The organism is Companilactobacillus insicii (assembly GCF_003946015.1).
Taxonomy (GTDB): Bacteria; Bacillota; Bacilli; order Lactobacillales; family Lactobacillaceae; genus Companilactobacillus; species Companilactobacillus insicii.
This window is the reverse complement of sequence record NZ_RHNU01000029.1, coordinates 1-16,990: the sequence shown is the minus strand read 5'-3', so window position 1 is coordinate 16,990 and position 16,990 is coordinate 1. Positions and strand designations below refer to the sequence as shown.

The window sequence follows — 16,990 nt, the reverse complement described above, 5'->3', positions numbered from 1 at the left end:
GGGACAAAACATGGGCAGCTTTCGAGCATTAAGGCAAATTACTCCAGCAATCCGATTTTGGATTGCTGGAGTAATTTGTTTAAAGCGGAAAAAGTTATGTTTGGTTCCACGTTTATGCTGCATATTTAAACAAGAATAAAAAAAGATGAAACCATATGGTTTCACCCTCGGGAAGGAATCAGTTGTTTTGTATCTGGTAGTCCCTAAAAGTCATAGTACAACATATGGCTTAGGTTCGCAATAGTATTCCAACAAATTATCTTAACTCTTTTTAAATTTAATAGTTGCAATTTTATATTCTTTTAACATTATTTTAATACGAACTTAAAGAACGTAATGATGCTTTAATGATGGCACGACAATCTTATCAGATATTCCAATAATTATGCCTTGAACAAATACAGCCAGAAGCGTTCCTATTCCAACTGACAACAATTTTCCAGAACTAAAGAAGCAAATTACCATAATTGTTACTGGTGGCGTATAACTCAATAATTGACCCCAACCAGCAGATCCATGAAGATATTTAAATCTCAATAAATATGCCAATTCGTCATTAGGATGCTGTATCAAATTACAACGCTGATAAATTGACGTCCCAACAGAGACTCCGATCAAACCTAATATATCGATCAATACTCGCAAAAAAACATTGAGTTGTTCAAAATGCAACGGAGAATATAAATTAGAGAAAAAACCAACTAAATAACTAAACGGTAAAGAAAATAATAGATTAGAAATAAATATGTGTCCATCAAACTTACCGATCAACAATTGATTAGCAATAGTTACTATTATCGCATAGACGAAGAGAGTCGTTCCGTATGGGACATTTATCAAATGAGATATATTTACCCCCGATGCCATCCAAACGGCACTACCAACGTTACTATCGATCATCAATGCATTAGCAGCAGCATCAAGAACTATGGCAAAAATCAAAAATCCCATTCTCTTTTTAAAACTATTATTTTCCACCAACTTACTCCACCCTTTTTGTGTTTAATAAGTTTATGTTATTACTTTTTTTAAGTAGAGAAAAGGATAGCGTCAACAAAACACGGGCAGCTTTCGAGCATTAAAGTAAATAACTCCAGTAATCCAAAATCGGATTACTGGAGTTATTTGTTCTAGGCGGAAAAAGCTTTGTTTAGTTGCGCGTTTATGCTGCACGTTTAAAGGTAAAAATAGCTTTGTCCCAACATCTCATAATTTATAAACTATTTATTTTTTGATGGATGTTGCATTTCATCCATAGAAATCAAATGGAATTTATGTTCATGATTAGAATCATAAGCTTCAATTTGAGCCATCATACCAGTATCTTCGTGTTCCAGAATATGGCAGTGATACATGTAAACACCAAACTTAGTAAATCTAACTGCTAATCTAACAGTTTCACCGGCATTTACACCAACAACATCTTTCCAACCATGTTCGTTAGGATAGACATCTTTGCCATTTCTACTCAACACTAGGAATTGATTACCATGCATATGGAATGGGTGAATCATCCCCTTGTCCATATCATTGGTGTTAGTAACATCCCAAATGATTGTGTCGCCAATCTTTTGCTTTTTATCGATTCTTTGCATATCAAAAAGCTTACCGTCAAGACGTACTTGATCATCCATTCCTGACATAACCGTGTGGACAACTTCAGTTCCTGGAGTAACTACTGGTTCAGGTATGTTTGCTAGATGATCTGGCAATTCAACATCATCACGTTTGTATTCGCCAACTTTAAACTTCATGACAGGAATATTATCGGTCATCAATGTAACGACATCGCCTGGCTTCTTATCGCCAAAATCAACAATGACTTCAGCACGTTCAGCACATGTCAGCATTAATTTAGTGAAATGTACTGGCTCTGGTAATGTTCCACCGTCAGAAGCTATTTGTGTGAATTCATGATTATCATCAAAATGTAGACGCCATTCACGACGATTAGAACCATTAAGAATACGTAGACGAACGCGTTGTGTTGTTACATTGAACACACCGTTAATAGTTCCATTTACTAAGGCATATTTACCCAATGTACCATCCATATCATAATCAGACTTATAATCCAGTTGATTATCATGATAAGATCTGTCTTGCAAAATAACAGGAATATCATCAACACCGTAGTTTCTTGGGAATGGTAACTTAGCTTCTTCATCATCAGTCACGATTACCGCTGTAGCAAGTCCATTCCATACTTGTCTAGCAGTGTTTGGACATGGATGCGCATGAAGCCAATCAGTTTGTGCTTGTTGATCCAATGTGAAATCAATATCACGACTACCACCAGGATAAACTGGTGCATGTGGTCCACCGTCGACAATAGGTCCAGTAACATTCAAGCCATGCCAATGGAATGTCGTAACTTCTGGCAATTTATTAACCAAATGTACATGATAATGTACACCTTGCTTGTAGACGATTGTCTTACCTAGAATACTTGCACTATAACCCCAAGTCTTAGTCTTTTTTCCAGGTAATATTTGTGTTTCACCCTCTTGAGCCGTCAAAGTATAATAAACATCATTACCTTCGACCTTATCAGGCTTCAATAATTCTGGAATATTCAATGACTTCTCTGGTACATTCGGAATTTCTAAAGGAATGTATCCACCATCGTGTAAGTCAAATATCGGCTCATCAAAAAAATAATCATTATAAACTTTTGCTTTTCCCAATGTTTTCGCCTTCTATTCAAATTTTATCTTACTTTTTGAAAACCTCAAAAGCATTCACAATTGCTTCTAATAACATTCCGATAGCCATCATATACATAGCTAACATGTTTTTATTAGCAATCACGAGAAAAAGTAGTATGGCATAAAAGATAACCATGAATACCGAAAACACTTTCGATTCACCCATCAAAATATCACCACCAAACTTTTTACATTTATATTTTAATACAGTTTCCATAAGTATAATAATAGATATCTAAATATAAGCGATATATCAACAAAAAAGTGCCCTCTAAATGTAAGATTCTCATCTAACATTTATGGGGCACTTTAGAATCACACCAGAAACACTCAGTCGTCAATTAAGGTCACTAGTCGATGAACATAAGATTGAGCTTAACAGACGTAAAATCACAATTCTCTAATACGAATATGCAATAATTTTACCGTTAACATAATTAGCCAAATATATATCTGCAATATCCAGATTTTGTTCCTTTAGTCTAGCTTCAACCCATTCGGGATCACGACCAATCATCTCTAATTCATCGGTATTTATTTTTCCATCTAAAACAATTGGATACTTAATATTTTCTTCGTCTTTCATAATAATCGTAAGCTGACCATTTTGTTCAAATACTGCACGCTTAACATTACTAATGTCTGTGACACCTGCAGTCCTTAATTTAAATGATAAATCTGCGGCTGAAAGGCCATTTCTTAATGCCAGATCTACATCGATTTTTCCATTTTTTATAATCATCTTCGGAGAACCAATAATCATTCTTCTAAAGTAAACATTGTGATTTGATAAGAATTTGGCTATAAAAACAATCAATGTCCAAATTATCAATACCAGAGTAAATTGAAAAGTTGTAATACTCGAATTGTAGATCATACCACCAACAATTCCACCTAAAACATAATTTTGAAGTTGATCGATTGCACTAGTTGGTGCGATATTGCTCTTTCCAAATAAGTTGATTTGGATAACCATGAAGAGAAATCCAATCGTCAATTTCAATGCTAAATTTCCATACGATATTTCCATAATTTCTCCCTACTTAATCAATTTAATTTGAGTTGAATCAACTATACTAGCTTTATTCAACGTATAACTATTCACATTATTGTCAAAACTGACACGGTAATAATCCTTGCCTGCCTTGATCAACATTCCCTCGCTCAGACTTGAACTGTTAGAATAAAGTTTCTTTTTAGAAATCTTTTTTTCTTTTGAAATCGAACGCATTAAAGTCAACGTTTGATTAGTCTGATTATTAACATCAATTTGTTTTTCATAGTTGTTATAATTTATTCCAAAAAATAACGCTATCGAAAAAACAAAAATTACTAGCAAATCTCGATATTTATTATCTTTGCGGTTCTTGAAATACATTACCCCCGTGACTATTAAAGCAATTGATAGAGTCAAAATAACAAAAATAAACAAAAAATTAGGTTCTTGGTTTTGGTTATATAAATGTTCATACGAATAAAAAGTCATAGCAATTCCCTCTCAAACTTATAAGACTTCATGATTATTATAATATATTAAAAAAGTTGACCTCTATATAAAAAGGTCAACTTCTTAATTATTTTTCGTCCAAGGAAATTTCAAACTAATATTATTATTAAACTCTCTTTGCTGTTTCAACTTATTCATTCGTTCTGCTTGACGTTTTTCATAACCTTGGCAGACAAACTTATATTCATCTGTATCTGGAATTATTTTTGGTAATTCAATTCCACGTTCCGTAACTACAAAGGACGAAAAACAAGTCAATCCTAAGAAACGTTCACCGGTCTTAAGATGTTCACCAATGATTTTTGTAAAAACTTCAATTGATCGAGTTCCAACACCTGAGACATATGATTCCGTACACATCGAATCTTGCAATTTAAATGGCAAAATAAAATTAACTTGATCGACTGATGCTGTAACTGTTTCAATTCTTGCCACACGCGAAGCTGGTATTGAGGAATTATCATCAATCGTGGCTAAAATTTTGCCGCCAAAAACCGTGTTATGTTCGTTTAAATCAGATGAAAATACACGATGATTACTGATAGACAAAGTTTGAGAAACATTAATAGTATTCATATCTTAGAGTTCCTTTTCATAGTATTAGATATGAATATTATACCGTATCCTCAAATACCCACGTCAACGTTGATGAGTAAATTCCTGGCTTCATTACAATATCATCCAAAAATAATAATAGCCCATCTTTCTTTTGCCATCCGATTGAATCAAATGACTCACCGTACTTAGTTTCCTTTATGAAAGTCTTATTATTCAAAATATTAGTGTAGTTGCCATTTTCGTAATATCTGATACTTGACGATAACTGGTCTCCATTTTCATTCATAAGCGGTGTTGCTTGAGTAACATATGCCTTTTTCCCAGTTTTTTCGCGGCGACGGTCATCAATCTCAACAACATTTCCATTTGGGAGATTATGCTCGTCTTCACGGTACTGCAAACTCTTCGTGTTAAAGGCATTTACACTTCCGTAATTTAAATCGTTAATAGAGACACTGAAACCATCTATGGTGTAATTTATTTTTTCAGTAATCCCCTTTGACATGTAAACTTCATTACTATTCGAGTTGCCATATACATAAGGCGTATATGTTAATGTTTCTGCATCAGTAATGCCTGCCACTTTAGTATCAACCTCAATAGAATGATTTCTAATGTTTACACCATCAAAGTCAATTCCACTTATAACCAAATCTGCAGTTCCATTATCAGTATCTTCGATAACTGAATATTTACTGGAATCTAAAATCACATCATCCAACTTAACATTTAAAATATTAGTATTCTTGTGCATTGGTATCACGTAATATCCATCTTTCAATACACCACGATCACTGTTCTCGATTAGTTCAGCCTTATATGTTATTAAATCATCATTACTTACATCATTAAGATTATGTTCATCGTTATCTTGAACATCATGTGTCGTATTTATAACCGAGTTATTAACAGTAATATCTGGCTTATTGATAACCGTTAAATTAGCCTTATTAGTCGTCATAGTCTTACTTTGAAGATTCAAAGTACCATACTTAAAAGTTATTTTGGCTTCATACTGTGTTCCGTCATCATCCATTGTTGTTGGAGGTGTCGTATAAGAAATGTAATCTTTGTAATTTGTATTATTACTCTGGGCGACCGTAGTTTTTTTACCTTTTTGATCGTACTTAAACCACTCAATAGTAATCTTACCCTTGTTCTCAGAATCATCGTCTCCAACAGTGTCTCCATACATCGTATATGTGGCGGTATCACCAATGTTAACGGTCTGATCATCTAATCCTCCACCAACTCTGACGCTAGTTTGAGCCCTCATTTCACTACCATTAGGGTTCTTCATTACACCAGTGATAACAACAGTTCCAACAGCACCCTTTTTAGCAATTAATTGCGTTGTTTTTCCACCATTTTCACTATCAGTCGCAAAGTCAGCTATCTCTGGTTTATCCACAGAATAAGTCACTTCACCATTAGCATCTGCCGGAGTCGGATGTGCATGAACGTAAGTATTATTATTCGCTAATACATTATCACCAAGATTATACAAATAATCATCATCAGTAGTAATCTTTAAGTCAGACGCATTCACTGGTTCTTTAGCATGAACTGCTGTAACTTGTGAATAAATATGTGTTTTAGCAAGCCATCCAGTTAAATAGTTCCAATATTGGGTATCTAATTGATACCAAGTAGTCCCAATTTCTTTAGGTGTAACCGGGAAATTCATACGATATCCGCCTTCTGACTCAGGAACGGCCGACCAAGTTTCACCCGCATCCGTTGTCTTATACCATCTATAATGCGGACTATCCAATAACCCAGTCAAAACAGACCAAACAGATCTACCAGCACTGGTTCTAATAATAACCGTCTGCCCAACTTGAGTATAATAGTCGTTCTCAGGCTGCAATGAATAACCATTGGTCAACCAGATACCTAAGAACTTTACGACATCTTTATTTGGCTTTTCCATTGGTTTAACAACTATTTCTTCATCATCTGCACGCACATTTTGGACAACACTATGATTCTTCCCCATCCAAACAGCGATTGCAGCAAATAAAATAAGGCAGGACCATACTAGCAGCATCTTTTTTATTCGATGTTGTTTCATGATACATTCTCCTTTTTTATTATTAATTGATAAATAATTTCATAATCATTATCACAAATTGTTATATGGATATGGTGTCATTAAAGAATATATTTTTTTATATAAATTGATATTTAAAAAATAATCATAAAAAAAGACTATCAATCCCACATTTTTGTGATTCTTGATAATCTATCTTTATACTGTATACATTTTGTCTTACTTTATTTATTTTCAAATCGTCCAGTTTCTTCGATATAATACTACCAGGAGGAAACCATGCACATCACAGATAAAACTAAAAACGTCTTAAAATTTCTAGGTTTAGTTTTACTTTACGCCACATTATCGATCATCATGACGATAACCTTGAATTCCAAGGGGATTGTCTGGGGTGGTGACGATGCACCCTTTCATATTGGGCGTTTAGTAACTCTGAATTATTCATTCCAACACGGTAATTTCATACCAAGTGTATCCTATTCCAACTTCCGACATATTGGTTATGGCATAAATCTATTTTATCCGTGGATAACGATTGCCCCAATTGCTTTTTTATTTTCTATATTTAGCAATCCTGTCACGGCGTTTTACACGGGTATTGGTATTTATTTTTTTATCTCATTTTTTATTAGCCATATTGTAATGGTTAAATTTTCGAAGTCATTTTGGAATGCCGTTATTTTTTCGCTCTTTTATAACTTATCAAACTATTTATTAATAGAAGTCTTACCAAGAACGGATATTGCAGAGTTTATAGCTACTATAATATTACCGATTTGTTTTCTAGGATTTTACGAAGTCTTCTTTAGAGATTTTAACAAATGGTACATTTTAGCAATTGGAATGTCGGGATTATTGCTGACACATTTATTGTCTGCAGTGATAGTTTCAGTCTTTTTTGTAATCATTTTGTTGTTATATATTATTAAAATTAACGATTATTGGCAGCGAATAAAATCGCTTATTAAAGCTATGATTGCCACAATATGCGCCAGTGCCATTTTTCTCATACCTTTCTTAAATGAAATAACCTTTCAACCTTATGAACAACCTTCCCCATATACACTAAAGGGTAAAGTATTGGAAAAGATGATCACATCAAGCTTTTTAAATAGTAGTGTTCAAAGTGCTGACGGCAATACTTATAACATCGGTGTCTTCTTAATCGTCGCTTTAATATTAGGTCTGATATTTTTCTATAAGTTCCCCACACTTTATAAACGTATCTACGTTCTAGCGTTTTTATCATTCTTCATGACGACCAATGTATTCCCTTGGCAACTACTACAAAATACACCAATTAGAGTCATTCAATTTCCATTTAGATTCTTAATGATAGCGACTCTTTTAACATCAATAATCGCCGCCAAACTATTGTTGATGGCAATTGATACACTTAACCTGTATAAATTACAATTACCGATAGCTGTCATTTTAGCAGTTATCCTATGTGGATTCTGGATATCATCAGCTCATAATTCTCAACAGCAACCATTTTTATCTAAAAAATCACAAATAATCACAAGTCGAAAGATCAAACATAAATCATTTTACGAAGATTACTATGAACAATACTCTCCGGCAGCAGCTGGTAAATTTATTAAATCGACAATTTGGCAAACAGGTAAAATAAACGGTAACGAAATCACTTTTCATCCCAAAACAAAAGGAGAATCAATTGACTTCAAGCTAGGAGAAATGCAAAAGAACACTATCTTAGAGCTACCAATAATTCGATATAAAAATACTCACCTAACACTTAACGGAAAATCAGTTAAAATCTCAACTAGTAAAAATGGAACTGTAAAAACTAAGGTCCCTAGAAAAATGAAATTACTAAATTACAAAATGACTTATAAAACAACTAACTTAACCATCTTTAGTGCAGCTCTATCCCTAGTAAGTTGGATCTTCTTATTATTCGGACATGTTACAAAGAAAGACTATGATTGGAATAATAAAGAAATACTCCTAAAAAATATCGAATACAATGATTCTGCGGTATAATTAAAATTCATTAAATGAATGTATAAATTATAGGGAGAATTGTTATGTACGCAAATCTAGTTAATAAAAATACTAACGAAGTAAAAAACGTTAAAGTTGGATTCTCTTGGACAGAATTCTTCTTCGGTTTTTGGCCTGCAGTCTTTAGAGGTGATTGGAAATGGTTACTGATCATGTTATTAGTAGACGTTGGTCTAGGAATATTCACTTGGGGCGGTGGATCACTACTATTCAACTTCATCTTTGCTTTCTTTTACAACAAATTTTATGTGAACGATCTTATAGAAAAAGGATTCGAACCATCTGATGAAGGTGACTATCATACCTTAGTATCAGAAGGATATATTCAACCAAATCGACGTTTTAGTCATATGAATAATAATTCGTCTAATGATTCATCATTAGACGAATTGGAAAAACTCAAAAAGCTTCTCGATGATGGAACTATTACTCAAGAAGAGTTTGATATTAAAAAGAAACAAATATTGGGCTTGTAAAATACACAATAATTCTTTTTAAGCACAAATCATAAAAATTAAAAGCCGTAACCATTGATATAATTAGGTTATGGCTTTTATTTTAATAATTTCAATCTCAGTACTTAACTAAATAGCAACCGTTAGTTGCCTAAATTCTACCAATAATTGGTTGTGTCTAGGCGGCGATTACTTGATAATTAGAAATAAGGATGGTGATAATCATGTTTAGTGAAAACCTAAAGAAATTGCGCACTGACAAAGGGCTTTCTCAAGAGCAACTAAGCGAAATAATAGACGTTTCACGACAATCTATTTCTAAATATGAAAGTGGAGTTACAGAGCCCAGCTTTGATAAGTTAATTGCCATTGCAAAATATTTTGATGTAAGCATCGATTTTTTATTACTATCTAAGAGTAATAATAATTCTGCCCCCATAAAGTCCGACAGAATAGCAATTTCGTCACACTTTGAATCCTTAGAAGCATTTGATTCAGTCGCTTCATACTATGCTTTTACAATTAGCAAAATAATTGGAAGCAATTCAAATGGACCTCAAGCAGTTGTCTGGGGAATTTATGATTCCGGACTTTTTGGAGACAAAAAAAAGATGTTAGCATACTATCGTAGTTACGAAGATGCCAAAAAGGAAATATTTTCTATTAATGCCGCAATGCAACAAGGCCAAACAAACTACGATTTACAATACTTTGTCAATGTCAAAACAAAAGGGTTGAACTATATCATAGACGATTCTATCAAATGATCTTCAACACGTTACAATATATCACCCTTTACTATTTAGAAGATAAATCCCTAGCCACATCTTCCAAGTAACTATGAATATTTGCGGCTATCTCATTCCTATCCTTGCTACTAATGTCAAGAAAATATACTGCTGCAAAGACCTGCAGCAACATTTCTAAAGACATAAGCATTCCCTCATCGGCATTTCTAACGTTAAGGCTCCCTTGTCTATCATCACCATCGTGCATACTGTATCTAAGTAGGAAAGACTCTCCGTCATCCAGTACCTTATTAAAAATTGCCAATAGTTCTTTTTTGTTATCGTCGTTTAGTTCATTTTTTTCATCGTCGTTCATAGTTAATTTCTCCTTTATTTTTACAAGATGCTCAAAAAAGCCCCTCGATGATTATTATGATGTTAAAAAGAAAAAGATATTGAGTTTATAAAATCTTTAGGTAAATAAAACCGTGAATTCCCTTTTATAGGATTTCACGGTTTTTATTTTGTTTTCGAAACGCGCTTATAAAGGGCAATATCCAAGCATTACCGTTCCTTGACGCACTCTGATACTGAAACGCGCTTACGATAGACAACACCCTCCGCTTACTACGAATAAGTGATGTGTCACTTCGTGCCACCTCTCTTATTCTAGGTAATGCTCAGGTGTTCCCGTCTATCGACGCGCTCTGATATAAAAAATGATCCCTCCCGGAATCGAACCGGGGACCTACTGCTTAGGAGGCAGTTGCTCTATCCAACTGGGCCAAGGGACCATTATGGCACTACTAATAATAGTGCCACCAAATTATTCATATTTCAAGCAAATTTAAATTCACTTATCTTCTTTTGGGATACGACGCTTTCCTTTATTCTTCTGATCACGAAGACGCTTCTTCGGCTTAGCCTTAGGTTGTGTCTTTTGAGCATGGCGCTTTTCTTTTCGATAAGTTTCTTTATCTGAAAATGTCCCATCACGATTTAAGAAAACTTTCTTAACTTCAACGTCAGTGAAGTCCTGTAGGTTGCGGAAGTCGTGACTATTACCAAATGTCAAAACATTACCAGCTTTACCCATTCTACCAGTACGACCACCACGATGGACATACTCACTATTATCACGAGGAATCATGTAATTAATAACAGTAGTAATATCATCAATATCCATCCCACGGGCAGCAACATCAGTCGTTAACATCAAATTCACCTTTTTACTAGCAAATAATTGTAATGCGGACTTACGCTGTTGCGAAGACATCTTGCTATCTAACGCTACAAAATTAGTTTTATTGTAATGCAAATCACTAATAATCTTATGAAGTGAACGAGAATTGTTAAAGAACACGATACCTTTGAACTTATTATTATGAGCCAATTCTCTAATCAAGGCATCTTTAGTATTATCTGTAGCTGCATTAATAAAGTAATGCTTAATCCCAGCGGTATATGAACTATCATCACGTTGATCGATCATTAAGAAGTCTTGTCCAAACCACTTATGCATCTCTTTAAAAATTTCATTACCAGTGGCAGAGAAAAATGTCATTTGAACGTCAGCTGGCATTTGATCAATAGTTTCACGAACAGATTCTAACTTAGATTCGTTCAACATTTCATCAGCTTCATCAACTATGACTGTTTGAATATTTCCTAATTTTACTTTACGCATTTCAGTCAATTCTTTAAGACGACCTAATGTTGCAACTAAAATTTCAGGCTTTTCTTTTAGCTTCTTCAATTGACGTTGAGGATTAGCTCCTCCAGTTACGGATTGAACCCTGCAACCAACTAATTTAGCTAACGGTTGGATAACGCTTCTAACTTGAATCGCTAATTCTTGAGATGGTTCCAAGATCAATACTTGTAGTCCATCTCCAGGTACTAATGTTTCAAGCATTGGCATTGCAAAAGCTAATGTCTTACCTGATCCTGTAGGTGCCATAGCTACTAGTCCTTTGCCCTCTTTAAATGGCATATAGACTGATTCTTGAATTTTAGTCAACGCTTCGAATTTATTTTCTTTAAAATAGTCTTGATATAATTTTGGTATTTCCACTTTATTTTTCCTTATCTGCTTCAAATACAAGTCCAGCGCTGGTTCTGGCTTGTTCTAGTACACGATTTACTTTACGTGCATAACTACTCAACTTAGCATACGTTTCAGTGTCATTCTCATTCATTATTCTAGCGAATTCAACGGCTTCTGAATCCATTGGATTATCACTCTTAGTTGTTGGAATCTCCGATAACTTCTTATCTGATCCAGCTTCTGTTAGCTTAGTAATGTCACCAGCACTATCCATCAATAGAGTTTTCTTTCCAAAGTATATTTCAGAAGGCATATATGAATTCTTAGTTTTACCAACAATGATATTAACATCAAAATTATCATACTTAAGTGTCAAACTACCGGATCCATCAATTCCCGAACTAAGAATTTCTGGTTCATAATCAACTTTATTTGGTGTTCCAAATAACACAATTGAATCATACACGGCATAGACTCCAAGGTCATACAATGCGCCACCTGAAAACTTTGGATTAAAGATATTAGGTTTCTTACCGGCTAAGAAACTATCCATTTTACTTGAATACTTCATGTATGACAAGGTAGCACCAGTCAATTGCTCACGATTATCATCAACGTATGATTGAACCTTCTTAAAAATAGGCTCATGGATTTGACGAGCGGCTTCAAAGAAGTATACGCCCTTTTCATGTGCTAGTGTATCCAAAATTGTATATTCACGTATTATTGAAGTACTTGGCTTCTCAACGATTACATTCTTGCCATTCTCAATAGCTAAACGTGCCTGTGCAAAATGCAAAGCATTTGGTGATGCAATATAAACAGTATCAAAATCGTCACTTTCAAAAAACTTATTTAAATCTGTACTGATTTTTACAGCAGATCCATCTAACTTACTCAAGCCATCAATAAAAGCTTGAGCCTTCTCCTCAGTTCTCGAATAAACTCGAGCTAACTTGAATGTTTTTGTTTCATCCGCAGCTTCAATAAACTGCTGCGTGATCCAACTCGTTCCGATTATTGCTAAATTTATCATAAAATCACCTCTATATTGATTTTACTTATATATAGAACTAATTACCACTAAAAACATTACAGTCCCTACCTATAAGGTGTATTATAATATTTTACACTTTCGCTTAGGAGCTGAGAATCATGAACAAAGAAACAGATAAGTTCAGTTTAAAACGTGATCTTGGATTCTTCTCCGCTCTATCTACCGTTATGGGGTTAGTAATTGGTGGGGGAGTTTTCTTTAAGATTTCAAGTGTCACCGCCGCAACTGGTTCACCTAGCTTAACTATTTTTGTTTGGCTTTTAGCCGGTTTTATAACAATAAATGCTGGCTTAACAATTGCAGAACTGGCAGCAGCACTACCAGTTGCAGGTGGTATCTACAAATACATTGAATACATATACGGAAAAGTACCAGCATTTCTCTTGGCCTGGGCACAATCCGTCATATACTATCCCGCTGGTATTTCGGCATTATCAATAATTTTTGCTACTCAAGTAATTAATCTATGCAATCTTCCTGCCAATTGGCAAATTCCAATTGCTATCGCATTAGCGATATTTATGTTTGCAGTAAACTTATTAGGAGCAAAAGTTGGTGGGTCTATTCAATCGATCTCTTTAATTGCTAAACTAATTCCAATTGTCCTAATAGTTGTCGTAGGTTTATTTACAAAATCAAGCAATAATATTTCGCTATTCCCTATTACATCAGGAACCCATCCTGACTTTTGGTCTTCAATGGGTGGTGGACTATTAGCTACAATGTTTGCTTTTGATGGTTGGATGAATGTGGGCAATTTAGCAGGTGAAATGAAAAAACCTGAGAAAGATCTCTCACGTTCAATCATATTGGGATTACTATTGATCACGCTTATCTACGTTTCAATAAGTTTTATCTTTATCAAAGAATTACCTTTCCATTTAATTCCTGGTAATCAAAACGCCGCATCAGAAGCAGCCATTAGGATTTTTGGTGATATTGGTGGAAAAATCGTTACAATAGGTATCTTGATTTCTGTGTTTGGAGCAGTCAATGGCTATACTATGACTGGTCCTAGAGTAAGTTATGTACTCGGTGCAGATGACGATATTATCTTCAGTAAGTTCTTTGCTAGATTAACCAAAAAAAGTCGTGTGCCATTGAATGCAGCAATCGTACAAACTGTAATTGCTATAATAATGATTTTTATGGGAAGTTTCGACTTCTTAACTGACATGTTAGTCTTTGTAATGTGGATCTTTTCAATGATGATGTTCGTTGGAGTATTTATTCTTCGTCATACAGAGCCAGATTTAAAACGACCATACAAGATCAATTTCTACCCCATACCTCCAATAATCGCTATGCTGGGTGGTGGATATATTATTATTTCCACACTTACTAGACAACCCACACTTGCCTTCACTGGTATTCTAATCACATTATTAGGTTTACCACTGTATTACATACATCAATTTAACAAAAAAAAGAAGTCGCTATAATGGCGGCTTCTTTTTATTAACGTTATAATCTAAATGATTTTATAAACCCCTAATGTCGCAGGTGTTGATTATGGAAGATTTATTTAAAAATAAGTTTGAACAAAAATTAGCTCAAATAACTTTAAAATTACAAAGATTATTATTTTATCGTATAATTCAACGAACTGTCCTAATGATTTTTCCGTTTGTGCTTTTCGGAAGCTTTATCAAAATTATCCAAATAACCATTCTAGGAAAAGACAGTTTTTTAACAGCAATTATACCCAAACTCAATAATGACTGGATTTTTAACCACGTCAACGATATTGCGACAGCATTATATAGTTTGACCCTCGGATGGGTAGCAGTAATGGCCACTTTTGGTGCCGCCAAATACACTGCAAAGCATTTTAATCGTGATGATCAACTAGCGGGATTGACTAGTATTAGCTCACTGCTGATCATCACTTTTACATATTCTAAAGTTCAGCCACTTTCGTTTCACGGTACAGTTTTAGGAATGCGTGGACTATTATTTGCAATATTACTAGGAATGTTAATTGGCTGGGTATTTAAAATATCAAGCCCTTCCGCGCCAGATCATCTTGCCAAACATCTATCAAGCAATATTTTGGAGCGAACATTTATTTCGCTTAAACCTATATCTATAATCATGATTGTGTCTGTTGTGTTTAGCTTTTTAGTTAACATTACTTACTATTCCGACTTACCCAATAGTATCGTTTATTCACTAGCCACAAACTATCACAGTTCCAATCCAATTATTCAGTTGTTAAGTACACTAGGATTTTCCATTTACACGATTATTGCTTCATTCTTCGGATGGTCAGGAATTTATTCACCTATCGAAGTCGAAAAAGCCGATCCCACAGTTTTGACAAATCTTAATTATGCTTTGACCTATCATACAGCATGGGGAGCACCAAATTTATTTACTAGTAATACTCTATATCATGCTTTCGCCACTCTAGGTGGCACTGGATCGGTTCTTGCATTGATCATCGCAATTTTTATCGTATCTAAAGATTCAGATTTTCAAACAGTAGCTAGATGGACTATGATACCAAGTATCTTTAACTTAGGTAGTAGTGTCATGTCAGGGATACCAGTTCTATTTAATATCATATTCATAATTCCCTTTGTACTAGCACCTCTAACATGCATGATAATGGCCGCTATTACCCTACAGCTTCATTTAATGCCGCCAAGTGTATATCCGATACCAACTGGAACTCCCGGCCTCCTATCGGCATTTATTGGCACAGACGGTAGTTGGCAAGCCTTAATATTTTCTATATTAAGTATGGTTGTGTCGGTTTACATTTATATTCCATTCGTAAAAATTGCTGAAAAACTCAAAACTATCGATAATCTAGCCCTTGATGAAGGAGGCGCATCAAATGATGAGAACCTTCAAAAATAAATCTAATAAGTCTTTTAAATATTTGATTGCCTTGGCTCTAATATTAATAGTACTGGGAATTCCTTCATATATTTGGACTAAGAGAAATGTTTCAACATTAGCTGGACGCTACAACTCACCAATGTCACCAATCATTATGATTCCTGGAAGTAGTGCAAGTGCAGACAGGTTTGACGATTTAGTTAAGACTATTAACAATCAGTATGGCGAAAAACACAGCCTATTAAAATTAACAGTTAATACCGACGGGAAAATCACTTATAAAGGTACCATCAAACCAAATGATGAGCGCCCATTTATTGTCGTAGGATTTATAAACAATAATGACGGATACAACAATATAAAAAAACAATCAGAGTGGTTTAACATTGCTTTCAATCAATTAAAAGAGCGTTATAGATTCAGCAGCTTTGATGCTTTCGGACATTCCAATGGTGGATTAATTTGGACTTATTTTTTGGAACATTACTTCGATGATTCATCTATCAATATGGACTCCATGTTAACCGTCGGAACACCGTATAACTTCGAAGAAAAAAATAGTTCTAATAGAACACAAATGCTAAATGACTTTATTAAGGGTAAAGACAAATTGCCAAGTGACTTGACATACTACTCGATTGCAGGAACACAACTGTACACTGATGACGGTATCGTTCCGATCGGCAGTGTCGATGCTGGTAAATATATTTACGAAGGTAACATTAAACGATACACCTTGATCACTCTTACTGGTAGTAAGGCTCAGCATTCAGATATGATTGCTAATAATCAATTCATTTCCATTTTCCATCAATACATTATTGGTAACAAATTGAACAATCCAGCCAATGGACTCAATAAAAAAGGTAATCCCCCATCAAAGTAAATAGTAACTTATAACAAAAAAATCGCTATTTTTATTTGAAGTGCCCTACAATTGTTAGACAAGAAATCTAACGATTGTAGGGCATTTTTTATGACAAAATATGATCCAATCTT

16 protein-coding genes and 1 tRNA gene are annotated in these 16,990 nt (G+C 34.4%); 6 read left to right on the top strand and 11 right to left on the bottom strand.

Annotated features, from left to right (window positions below; translation table 11 throughout):
- Window positions 1-324: 324 nt before the first annotated feature.
- From EKM79_RS09260 to EKM79_RS09230, 7 genes are all read right to left on the bottom strand, one after another.
- Entirely contained in the window at window positions 325-981 is a 657-nt protein-coding gene (locus EKM79_RS09260; RefSeq protein ID WP_425454028.1) for a DUF6198 family protein, read from the bottom strand.
- A 239-nt stretch (window positions 982-1,220) separates the two neighbouring features.
- The gene (locus EKM79_RS09255; protein ID WP_125568133.1) at window positions 1,221-2,687 is read right to left on the bottom strand and encodes a multicopper oxidase family protein; all 1,467 of its coding nucleotides are present in this window, start codon (window positions 2,685-2,687) and stop codon (window positions 1,221-1,223) included.
- A 28-nt stretch (window positions 2,688-2,715) separates the two neighbouring features.
- Complete coding sequence (locus EKM79_RS09250) at window positions 2,716-2,925, bottom strand: hypothetical protein (protein WP_125568131.1); 210 nt, start codon at window positions 2,923-2,925, stop codon at window positions 2,716-2,718.
- 183 nt (window positions 2,926-3,108) lie between these two features.
- Complete coding sequence (locus EKM79_RS09245) at window positions 3,109-3,738, bottom strand: DUF421 domain-containing protein (protein WP_125568129.1); 630 nt, start codon at window positions 3,736-3,738, stop codon at window positions 3,109-3,111.
- 9 nt (window positions 3,739-3,747) lie between these two features.
- Window positions 3,748-4,194, bottom strand: coding sequence for a DUF3290 family protein (locus EKM79_RS09240; protein ID WP_125568127.1), 447 nt, complete (start codon window positions 4,192-4,194; stop codon window positions 3,748-3,750).
- 84 nt (window positions 4,195-4,278) lie between these two features.
- Window positions 4,279-4,791, bottom strand: coding sequence for an acyl-CoA thioesterase (locus EKM79_RS09235; protein WP_125568125.1), 513 nt, complete (start codon window positions 4,789-4,791; stop codon window positions 4,279-4,281).
- 37 nt (window positions 4,792-4,828) lie between these two features.
- A complete protein-coding gene (locus EKM79_RS09230; RefSeq protein ID WP_125568124.1) occupies window positions 4,829-6,847 on the bottom strand; it encodes a hypothetical protein in 2,019 nt (672 codons plus the stop codon).
- 258 nt (window positions 6,848-7,105) lie between these two features.
- On the opposite strand from EKM79_RS09230, the gene EKM79_RS09225 reads away from it, so the two are divergent.
- The 3 genes from EKM79_RS09225 (at window position 7,106) to EKM79_RS09215 (ending at window position 10,079) form a co-directional block, all read left to right on the top strand.
- Window positions 7,106-8,836 carry a hypothetical protein gene (locus EKM79_RS09225; protein ID WP_125568122.1) on the top strand — a complete coding sequence of 577 codons (1,731 nt, stop codon included), beginning with the start codon at window positions 7,106-7,108 and terminating at the stop codon, window positions 8,834-8,836.
- Between the two features lie 44 nt (window positions 8,837-8,880).
- Window positions 8,881-9,333: an SHOCT domain-containing protein gene (locus EKM79_RS12420; protein ID WP_125568120.1), complete on the top strand. Its 453-nt coding sequence runs from the start codon at window positions 8,881-8,883 to the stop codon at window positions 9,331-9,333.
- Window positions 9,334-9,536: 203 nt separating this feature from the next.
- Complete coding sequence (locus EKM79_RS09215; protein ID WP_164506058.1) at window positions 9,537-10,079, top strand: helix-turn-helix domain-containing protein; 543 nt, start codon at window positions 9,537-9,539, stop codon at window positions 10,077-10,079.
- 31 nt (window positions 10,080-10,110) lie between these two features.
- Here the strand turns inward: EKM79_RS09215 and EKM79_RS09210 are convergent, their stop codons facing one another.
- The 4 genes from EKM79_RS09210 to EKM79_RS09195 form a co-directional block, all read right to left on the bottom strand.
- Complete coding sequence (locus tag EKM79_RS09210) at window positions 10,111-10,416, bottom strand: hypothetical protein (protein ID WP_125568117.1); 306 nt, start codon at window positions 10,414-10,416, stop codon at window positions 10,111-10,113.
- 344 nt (window positions 10,417-10,760) lie between these two features.
- A tRNA-Arg gene (locus EKM79_RS09205) sits at window positions 10,761-10,834 on the bottom strand.
- Between the two features lie 59 nt (window positions 10,835-10,893).
- On the bottom strand, window positions 10,894-12,114 hold the full coding sequence (locus EKM79_RS09200; protein ID WP_125568115.1) for a DEAD/DEAH box helicase: 1,221 nt from the start codon (window positions 12,112-12,114) through the stop codon (window positions 10,894-10,896).
- A 1-nt stretch (window position 12,115) separates the two neighbouring features.
- Window positions 12,116-13,123: a Gfo/Idh/MocA family protein gene (locus EKM79_RS09195; RefSeq protein WP_125568113.1), complete on the bottom strand. Its 1,008-nt coding sequence runs from the start codon at window positions 13,121-13,123 to the stop codon at window positions 12,116-12,118.
- Window positions 13,124-13,242: 119 nt separating this feature from the next.
- Here EKM79_RS09195 and EKM79_RS09190 point away from each other — a divergent pair, with 119 nt between their 5' ends.
- The 3 genes from EKM79_RS09190 to EKM79_RS09180 all read left to right on the top strand — a co-directional run bounded on the left by EKM79_RS09190 (window position 13,243) and on the right by EKM79_RS09180 (window position 16,877).
- The gene (locus EKM79_RS09190) at window positions 13,243-14,586 is read left to right on the top strand and encodes an APC family permease (protein ID WP_125568111.1); all 1,344 of its coding nucleotides are present in this window, start codon (window positions 13,243-13,245) and stop codon (window positions 14,584-14,586) included.
- 70 nt (window positions 14,587-14,656) lie between these two features.
- A complete protein-coding gene (locus tag EKM79_RS09185) occupies window positions 14,657-16,009 on the top strand; it encodes a PTS transporter subunit EIIC (protein ID WP_125568109.1) in 1,353 nt (450 codons plus the stop codon).
- Complete coding sequence (locus tag EKM79_RS09180) at window positions 15,987-16,877, top strand: alpha/beta hydrolase (RefSeq protein ID WP_246005661.1); 891 nt, start codon at window positions 15,987-15,989, stop codon at window positions 16,875-16,877. The genes EKM79_RS09185 and EKM79_RS09180 overlap by 23 nt, the downstream gene beginning before the upstream one ends.
- Window positions 16,878-16,990 lie beyond the last annotated feature (113 nt).